The following is an 8,902-nucleotide window of genomic DNA, read 5'->3' as shown; positions in this document are numbered from 1 at the left end:
CTCTTAAAACACGAGAAAGCTTTGGTAAAAGATATCGACAGTAAGTTGGAAAAAGATAGTGAGCAGTATTTTAAGTTCATCAAAGAATATGCCATTTTCGGAGAAAACAGGGATGCTGTTTTTCAAGAAGATTACTCGCTTTTTCGAGCGAACTATTATTTGTTAGCTACTTATAAAAGCTTCGTTGATGCAAAAAAAGAATATCGGACGTTAAATAAAAAGGGGTCAAATTTTAACGAACTATTAGATATTTATGTTTTGGAGAAACACTTAGAAATCAGAAAAGAAGAGATGGTCGATAAAAATAAAATAATGATGATGTACCTGACTTACAATGACAATCCGAACAAATCCGAGGAAGATCGGACAAGTGTTTATCAGACCACTATTACGAAGGATCAGTTAGACTTTGGACCGTTTTCACATAAAAGGGCTCGGTTTATAGTAAGTAATTTTTATCAAATGAAACACTACAATTCCAGGTTGACCATAAAAGAATTTTTGGAAACAGAAGCCGGGGAATCAGTCGGCAGGGGAACTTTCTTAACCTATAAGAAATTCTACGATCAAAGATATGGAAAAAATACTTGGGATAAAACGGCTGCGGAGAAGGCTTATGTAAAATATGCCGCCGAGTTAGAGAACAATCCCTTCTTAAAAATAGATGCCAGCCTGGCTAAACGGCTCAATGTTAGCCAAAAAGCGTTGAGAAACCAAATCGAAAAAGAGCGGAGACGAGTTTAAAGAAGCTCAGAAAAAAATTAGTTTGGTTGTTATGAGGCTAGGTTGGACAATTAACGGTCTACTTAACCAACGTTTCACCCTTTGAAATAAACAAAAAACCAGTTACAATAAAGTAACTGGTTTTTTCTATGCTTCAGCTTTTTTTGGTGATACAAAACGTACGGCAATAAGTGCGATAACACCAACGATCAATGATATAATCGTAGATAATTCAAAGTTATAAGAACCACTTTGCAAGGCACCGCCTAGATAACAAACGGCTTGTCCAATTGCGAAAGCCCAAAATAATGTAACTAGATATTTCATCAAGAGCACCTCTTTTCGCAGGAAATTCTAGGTTTAGTTTAGCATTATTTTTGAAAATGTAAAGAAAAGACTTGTCTCGCCAGTTTCAACTCCCTTTTTGGCGAGATTAGGAGAATGATATACGTGCTACGCATCAGACTTATTTTTCCTCAAGAAAAATAAATACCTTAATACGAAGTAGGATGTCAGTTCCACTTTTTGCAGAATTTCAGTATTGACACTTTAGTGGAATGATATACGTGCTGAAAATCAGACTTATTTTTCCTCAAGAAAAATAAATACCTTAATACGAAGTAGGATGTCAGTTCCACTTTTTGCAGAATTTCAGTATTAACACTTTAGTGGAATGATATACGTGCTGAGCATCAAACTTATTTTTCCTCAAGAAAAATAAATACCTTATTACGAAGTAGGAGGATATCATGAATTTACCACAACTTTATACGAAAACTTCCTATTCATTACTGAAAAGTACCTTAACGATCAGCGAATACGTGGAAACAGCGAAAGCCCGCGGATATTCTGCGATCGCGATCACCGATGAGAATGTTTTATATGGGGCCGTAGAATTTTTCAAAGCCTGCAAAAAGCATCAAATGATCGGCATCATCGGATTGGAGTTGGATTTTCATTCTGAAGAAGCCACGGAAAAAATCTTGTTTTATGCTAAAAATGTCGCTGGCTATCAGGAATTGATGCGGCTATCCAGCACGCGCATGATGGCGGAGAAGCCCCAGACATTATCTGATTATCAGATCAATGGTGAGCATCTGATCACCGTTCTTCCTGTTGACGGAATATACGAACCGCTGGAATCAATCATTCCAAAGATTACTCAATCAATCAATGGCGAGGTCTATTTAGGAATTTCACCGGCAACGAAAACTTCGGAGCTGCCGACAAGCTTGCCGAAAATCGCGATTCATGAAGTGGCGTATCTGGACTCGAATCAATCGTTTGCGATCAAAGTCATGGGCCACATTCAAAACGGCAGTCAACTGCCGCGAGAAGAATTGACCAATCAGTTGGGGGATAATTACTTAATCGAGAGGGATAATCTAGTGGCTGGTTTCGAAGATCAGGCAGCGCTAGCCAATGCTCAAAAACTCGTTGATGCTTGTCAGTTTGACCTGCCTTTGCGTCAGAAATTATTGCCTCATTATCCGGTACCTACGCAGCAAACGGCGGATGCGTATTTGCAGGAGCTTTGCTGGCAGAAATTACCGGAGCGGATCGCAGATGTTACCGAGGAATATCGTCAGCGGCTGACGCGCGAATTAGGGATTATCCATAACATGGGCTTCGATGATTATTTTTTGATCGTCTGGGATGTAATGGATTATGTGCATCGCAGCAAGATTGTTTCCGGTGCGGGTCGAGGCTCAGCGGCGGGTTCGCTCGTCGCTTATGTTCTGAGTATTACCGATGTTGATCCGATCAAATACAATCTACTGTTCGAACGATTCTTGAATCCGGAACGAAACAGCATGCCCGATATCGATTTGGATATTCCTGACAACCGCCGAAATCAGGTACTGCACTATGTTCATGATAAATACGGTCATTTCCATGTTTCGCAAATTGCGACATTCGGCACGATGGCGGCGAAAATGGTTCTGAGAGATGTTGGCCGGGTCTTCGGTTTATCCCAAAGCGAGGCGAATCGCTGGTCAAAGGCGATCCCTAATCAATTGAAAATCACGTTAAAAGAAGCGTATGAAAAGTCTGAGCCGTTAAAACGCCTAGTGGCAAATGACGAGCGCAGCAATTTGATGTTCCAAACAGCTTTGAGTCTAGAAGGCCTGCCGCGGCACGTCTCCACCCACGCAGGCGGTGTCGTGATCAGCGATGTGAACTTGATCGATGTGGTTCCGCTGCAAAATGGTTCAGAGGATATTTTGCTGACGCAATTCACCATGGGTGATGTGGAAGCCATCGGACTGTTGAAGATGGATTTCCTTGGTCTGCGGAATCTTTCCATTATTGACAATGCGCTGCAAAATGTTCGGCGTGTCTATCAAGAAGACTTGAACTTAAAAAATGTCCCCTTGGACGATCCGGAAACGCTGGTTTTATTCCAGCGGGGTGAGACGAGCGGCGTGTTCCAATTTGAATCCGCTGGTATCCGCAAAGTGCTGCGCAATCTGCATCCGACATCCTTTGAAGACATCGTGGCGGTCAATGCGCTGTATCGGCCGGGTCCGATGCAGATCATTGATCAGTTTATTGCACGGAAGAATGGCAAAGAGCAGGTAAGCTATCCCGATGTTTCTGTTCAGCAGATTCTAGCGCCGACTTATGGGTTTATCGTCTACCAAGAGCAAATCATGCAGGTAGCCGCTCAGATGGCGGGCTTCAGCTTAGGCGAGGCCGATATTCTGCGGCGTGCCGTCAGCAAAAAGAAAAAAGACTTATTAGATGAAGAAAGACGTCATTTTGTCACTGGAGCGGTTGGTCGCGGTCACAGTCAGCAGAGTGCCGAAGAAGTGTATGATTATATCGAACGCTTTGCCAACTATGGGTTCAACCGATCTCACTCGGTGGCATATAGCTTCGTAGGGTATCAAATGGCTTATTTGAAAGTCCATTATCCCGGCGCTTTCTACACCGCATTGATGCAATCGGTTCGCAATGATCCGAAGAAGCTGCGCGAATACATCGCTGAAGCCAATCGTGCCGGGGTGGAATTATTAGCACCGGACATCAACCGCAGCAGCTACAGCTTTACCTTAGTTGAGAAGAATCTGATTCGTTTTGGTCTGGATGCGATCAAAGGAATGCGGCGTGATTTTGTCAGTGACATTTTGACGACTCGCAAGGAAGAAGGTCCCTTCAAATCCTTGGACCAATTTCTGCTGCGGATCGAATCACGCTGGTTGAAGATCGATTACATCGCGCCGTTGATCTTTATTGGTGCCTTCGATGAACTTCATCCCAATCGGCGGGAATTGGCCGATGGGCTGGAAGGGAAAATCCAAAATGTCGAATACAGCGGCGGCAGCATGTCCTTGCTGGATGTGATGAGTCTAAAGGAACGACCGTCTGAAGATTTCACATTGGCGGAACGCTTGAATTACGAGGAGCAATATCTCGGGTTGTATGTCTCAGGACACCCAACCGAAAACTTCCCTAAACTCTTGAAACAAAAGGACTTGCAGCCTATCACTGAGCTTTCTGTCGGCAGTCAGGGAAAAATTCTCTTCTATTTAAAGGATGTACGCGAGATCCGTACTAAAAAAGGCGAGCAGATGGCCTTCTTGACCGGAAATGATCAAAGCGGTGAAATTTCGTTGACCGTCTTCCCGCAAACCTATCGCCGCTTACGCAAAGAGATCGAGCTTGAAAAAGTGTATCTGGTTCAAGGAAAGGTAGAACGCAGCCGCTATGATCAAGCGATCCAATTACTAGTTGAAGAAATGATTCCGGCGCAAACCGCCGAAGATGAGATTAGCGATAAAACACTATTTTTGCGGGTGCAGGCCGAACAGGATACCACCGAAATTCAGCAAGGAATTGCCGAAAGACTTCAATTATCACCAGGAAAAGTTCCAGTTGTGATCTATTATGAGAAAAGTCGGCGGAAGATTGTGCTGGATAAAAAGTTTTGGGTGGGGGTTAATGACACCCTGTTAAATGCTTTAAGTGACATATTAGGGGAACAAAACGTCGTAATAAGATGATTTCTTGTAACTTTCAAAAACTTTTTTCAAAATACGAGCTTTTCCCGTAGACATCCCAAGACTTTTGGGATGTTTTTTGGTAGAATGTACCATGAATTAAACGATGTATGTTTTTTTGAGAATACTTATGAGGTGAGAAAATGAAACGCATTGGAATTTTAACAAGTGGAGGAGACGCTCCCGGAATGAACGCTGCCGTTCGTGCGGTTGTTCGTAAAGCGATTTTCGAAGGCATGGAAGTATATGGCATCAATTATGGTTTTGCCGGTCTAGTTGCTGGTGATATCCGTCGTTTGGATGTCGCAGATGTTGGTGACAAGATTCAACGAGGCGGAACTTTCTTATATTCAGCTCGTTACCCAGAATTTGCTACTGAAGAAGGGCAATTAAAAGGGATCGAACAATTGAAAAAATTCGGTATCGAAGGATTAGTCGTTATCGGTGGTGACGGTTCTTACCACGGTGCGATGGCCTTGACAAAACATGGCTATCCAGCTGTCGGTATCCCAGGAACGATCGACAATGATATTCCAGGAACAGACTTCACGATCGGTTTTGATACTGCGACGAATACTGTATTAGAATCCGTTGACCGTATCCGTGATACAGCGACTTCACACGTTCGTACCTTCGTTATCGAAGTAATGGGACGTAACGCTGGCGATATCGCTTTATGGTCAGGTGTTGCAGGCGGTGCTGATGAAATCGTCATTCCTGAGCATGAATTTGACATGGAACGCATTGCCAAGAAAATCCAAGCAGGCCGCGATCGTGGGAAGAAACATTGCTTGATCATCTTAGCTGAAGGCGTTATGGGCGGAAATGAATTCGCTGATAAACTAGCTGAATACGGCGACTTCCATACACGTGTCAGTGTATTAGGTCACGTTGTCCGCGGTGGTTCACCAAGCGCACGCGACCGTGTATTAGCCAGCAAATTCGGTTCATATGCCGTTGACTTATTGTTAGAAGGCAAAGGCGGATTATGTATCGGTATCGAAGACAACAAAGTCGTAGCTGCTGACATCGTTGATACATTAGAAAACAACAAACACAAACCTGACTTATCATTATATGGTTTGAACAACGAAATCTCATTTTAATCTCGTTAATAATAGTGAAAAAAGCTATATATTATAAACAACAAGAATGGAGCGTATTACGTAATGAAAAAAACGAAGATCGTTAGTACTTTAGGACCTGCAAGTAACACCGTTGAAACAATCTCTGAATTAATTGAAGCAGGTGCTAACGTGTTCCGTTTCAACTTCTCACACGGAGATCACGAAGAACAATTGTCACGCATGAACATGGTTCGTGAAGCAGTAGAAAAAACTGGTAAAGATGTCGGTATCCTTTTAGATACTAAAGGTGCTGAAATCCGTACAACTGTTCAAGATACTACAGACGCAGATTACGGCCGCGCTGGTTATATTGAATTTAACGTAGGTGACGAAACACGCATCTCAATGGACTCTGAACATAAAGGAACAAAAGAAAAAATCGCTGTTACTTACCCAGGACTATTCGACGATGCTCACATCGGCGGACACATTTTATTCGATGATGGCTTGATCGACATGGAAATCGTTGATAAAGACGATGCCAACCGTGAATTAGTAATGGTTGTTAAAAATGCTGGTATGCTAGGTTCTCGTAAAGGTGTTAACGCTCCTGGAATCTCAATCAACTTGCCAGGTATCACAGAAAAAGATGCAGACGATATCCGTTTCGGTTTAGATAACGACATCAACTTTATCGCTGCAAGTTTTGTTCGTAAAGCACAAGACGTTCTTGATATCCGCGAAATTATTGAAGAAAAAAATATGAACCACGTTCATATCTTCCCTAAAATCGAATCACAAGAAGGTATCGACAACATCGACGAAATCATCAAAGTTTCTGATGGTATCATGATCGCTCGTGGGGACATGGGTGTTGAAATCGCGCCTGAACTAGTTCCTATGGTCCAAAAACGTATCATCAAAAAATGTAACGCTGCCGGTAAACCAGTTATCACAGCGACTCAAATGTTAGAATCAATGCAAGAAAACCCACGTCCAACACGTGCGGAAGCATCTGACGTTGCCAACGCTGTATTTGACGGAACTGACGCTACAATGCTTTCTGGTGAATCTGCAAATGGTAAATACCCAGTTGAAGCTGTTGGTACAATGGCTCGTATCGATATGGAAGCTGAATCTGCATTGTCAGAATTAGGTTCATTCCAAATCAACGAATTCGACAAATCTAACGTAACTGAAACAATCGGTTTATCTGTAGCTCGCGCTGCGAAAAACTTAGGCGTTAAAACAATCGTTGCGGCAACTGAATCAGGACACACTGCACGTATGATCTCTAAATACCGTCCAGATGCTGACATCCTAGCTGTAACATTTGACGAACATACAAAACGCAGCTTGATGGTTAACTGGGGAGTATTCCCAACAGTTGCTGAAAAACCAACAACAACTGACGAAATGTTCGACCTAGCTGCTCAAAAAGCTGTTGATTTAGGTTTTGCTACAGAAGGCGACTTGATCTTGATCACTGCTGGTGTACCAGTTGGTGAACGCGGAACTACAAACGTTATGAAAGTTCAAATGATCGGTTCTAAATTATTACAAGCACAAGGTATCGGTGAATCAACAGTCGTGGCTCACGCAGTCGTTGCTAAAAACGCTGAAGAAGCAATCAAAAACGCGAAAGACGGTATGGTTTTAGTTGTTCCTACAACTGATAAAGACTACATGCCTGCAATCGAAAAAGCTTCTGCTTTGATCGTTGAAGATGGCGGCTTGACTTCACACGCTGCTGTTGTCGGTATCGCTCAAGATATCCCAGTAGTAGTTGGTGCAACTGACGCAACTTCAACAGTCGTTGATGGCGAATTAGTTACTGTTGACCCTCGTCGTGGTATCGTCTACCGTGGACAAACAACAGCGATCTAAATTTTTGGATTGTCGTTTCAAAAGGATTTTTGGGACTGCGGCAAACTGTCGCAGTCCTTTTCTATGAAGAGGTTGAGTGGCTAGCTCATTAATAAAATAAGAATTTTCTAAAAGAAAAATTCTTTGAATCTTCGCACGCATACCATTTTTCTAATCGCGCTTTAGCGTGATTAGAAAAACTGGCATAGCTTTTAAAGGTGTCAAGAAAATTTCATTGACAAAGGTTTTTTCCACCTGTATAATATCGATTGTTGCTTATGAGGTGATGAATGATGAAATGGTCGATTGGCGAATTGCGCCGCTACAAAGAAGAAGCACTAAATTTTTCAGAAACGATTGATGTGAATGACGCATTGATAGCCCGCGACAATGAAGTCTTAGCGGTAACTCCCGTTACTGTAGAAGGAATCTTGTCTGTCGGAAAAAATGAATATATTTTACATTATCGCTTGAAAACTATTGTAACTGTTCCTTCAGCCCGCTCCTTGGAACCAGTTGATCTGCCACTTGATCTTTCAGTGGACGAAGTATTCATGACACGGGAGCAATGGTCTTCAATGGAAGAAGAACGAGACGAAGAGATTCTTGTCCTAGACAATGATACGATCGACTTGACCGATTCTATCGAAGATAACATTTTATTAGCGATTCCGCTGCAAGTCTTCACTGAGGAAGAACGAAATTCTTCTGATTTACCAAAAGGCAACGATTGGGAAGTCGTAAGTGAAGAAGAGTATTTGCAGAAAAAAGAATCCGCTGAAACAATTGATCCTCGTCTTGCAAAATTATCTGAACTATTCAACGAATCGGAAGATGACAAGTAAGATTGGAATAAAATGTATCAGTAAATGATACTTCATTTTATAAGGAGGTGTAACACCCAATGGCAGTACCAGCTAGAAAAACATCAAAAGCTAAAAAGAACAAACGTCGTACTCACTACAAATTGACCATTAAAGGATTAAACGAATGTCCTAACTGTGGCGAAATGAAGAAGAGCCATCACGTATGTGCCAACTGCGGCTACTATGATGGAAAAGATGTTATGTCTAAAGAAGCATAAGAACTTTTTAATAGAGAAAGTTAAAACCTCAAGACTAACCATGGAGTCTTGAGGTTTTTTTCTTGGATAAAAAAGGATGGAAGTCATTTAATGAAAGTTAGCTTCTCATCCTGATATTGAATTTCGGTAGTTTGATTTCTGAGAGATTTTCTTGAATC

General features: G+C 42.1%; 7 protein-coding genes. 6 read left to right on the top strand and 1 reads right to left on the bottom strand.

Annotated elements, in window-relative coordinates; all coding sequences use genetic code 11:
* Positions 1–744, top strand: a 744-nt coding sequence (locus A5875_RS05935) for a hypothetical protein (protein ID WP_217809344.1), incomplete at its 5' end; no start/stop codon positions are given.
* Between the two features lie 126 nt (positions 745–870).
* Here the strand turns inward: A5875_RS05935 and A5875_RS05930 are convergent.
* Positions 871–1,050: a YjzD family protein gene (locus A5875_RS05930; RefSeq protein WP_088932751.1), complete on the bottom strand. Its 180-nt coding sequence runs from the start codon at positions 1,048–1,050 to the stop codon at positions 871–873.
* 422 nt (positions 1,051–1,472) lie between these two features.
* On the opposite strand from A5875_RS05930, the gene A5875_RS05925 reads away from it, so the two are divergent.
* The 5 genes from A5875_RS05925 to rpmF all read left to right on the top strand — a co-directional run bounded on the left by A5875_RS05925 (position 1,473) and on the right by rpmF (position 8,744).
* On the top strand, positions 1,473–4,730 hold the full coding sequence (locus tag A5875_RS05925) for a DNA polymerase III subunit alpha (RefSeq protein ID WP_088932750.1): 3,258 nt from the start codon (positions 1,473–1,475) through the stop codon (positions 4,728–4,730).
* Positions 4,731–4,870: 140 nt separating this feature from the next.
* Positions 4,871–5,833 (top strand): 6-phosphofructokinase, encoded by a 963-nt coding sequence (gene pfkA, locus A5875_RS05920; RefSeq protein ID WP_088932749.1) that lies wholly within the window; start codon positions 4,871–4,873, stop codon positions 5,831–5,833.
* 63 nt (positions 5,834–5,896) lie between these two features.
* Entirely contained in the window at positions 5,897–7,681 is a 1,785-nt protein-coding gene (pyk, locus tag A5875_RS05915) for a pyruvate kinase (RefSeq protein WP_088932748.1), read from the top strand.
* 272 nt (positions 7,682–7,953) lie between these two features.
* Positions 7,954–8,505: a YceD family protein gene (locus A5875_RS05910; RefSeq protein WP_088934640.1), complete on the top strand. Its 552-nt coding sequence runs from the start codon at positions 7,954–7,956 to the stop codon at positions 8,503–8,505.
* 59 nt (positions 8,506–8,564) lie between these two features.
* Complete coding sequence (gene rpmF, locus A5875_RS05905; RefSeq protein ID WP_010740070.1) at positions 8,565–8,744, top strand: 50S ribosomal protein L32; 180 nt, start codon at positions 8,565–8,567, stop codon at positions 8,742–8,744.
* Positions 8,745–8,902 lie beyond the last annotated feature (158 nt).

The sequence above is a fragment of the Enterococcus sp. 3H8_DIV0648 genome (assembly GCF_002140655.1).
In the GTDB taxonomy this organism is placed as follows: Bacteria; Bacillota; Bacilli; order Lactobacillales; family Enterococcaceae; genus Enterococcus_A; species Enterococcus_A hulanensis.
This window is presented reverse-complemented; position numbering and strand designations above follow the sequence as displayed.